The organism is Mesotoga sp. HF07.pep.5.2.highcov (assembly GCF_003666285.1).
GTDB classification, from domain to species: domain Bacteria; phylum Thermotogota; class Thermotogae; order Petrotogales; family Kosmotogaceae; genus Mesotoga; species Mesotoga prima.
The window spans coordinates 1-587 of record NZ_JFHJ01000073.1; the positions used below are offsets into that span (position 1 = coordinate 1).

Genomic DNA, 587 nt, shown 5'->3' on the forward strand with positions numbered 1-587 from the left:
GTATTACAGTCTAATCGACAAAGTCTATTTGGAGAAGAACCTTTTAAAAGCCTATGGCAGGGTAAAATCCAACAGAGGAGCCCCTGGGATAGACGGAGTAAGCGTAGAAACATTTGGAGAGAAACTTCTCGAAGAAATCGAGAGACTATCCGGAGAAATCAAGAGAGGCGAATACAAACCCATGTCACTCAGGAGGGTAGAAATCCCGAAAGCCGACGGTAAAACGAGGCAATTGAGAATACCTGCCGTAAGGGACAGGGTTGTACAGCAATCTCTTAAGGAGGTACTCGAACCAATATTCGAGGAAGGATTCCATCCCTCCAGTTACGGTTACAGAAAGGGAAGAAATGCCTGGCAGGCAGTGGAGAAGGCGAAAGCCTTCGCATCCAAATACGGACTGTGTAATGTAGTGGAACTTGACCTCAGTGAATGTTTCGACACTCTGGATCATGAGAAGATAATAGACTCCGTAGCCGAGAGAGTGAGTGATGGAAAGATACTCAAACTCATACGGGCAATACTGAAGAGCGGAGTAATGGAAGATGGAGTCTGGAAGGAAACAGAGACTGGCAGTCCACAGGGAGGAG

At 46.7% G+C, this 587-nt stretch carries 1 protein-coding gene; it reads left to right on the plus strand.

Going from position 1 to position 587, the window contains the following annotated elements:
- Positions 1-587 (plus strand): reverse transcriptase domain-containing protein (locus BG32_RS01340; protein ID WP_220660297.1); only part of this gene is annotated, 587 nt, incomplete at both ends.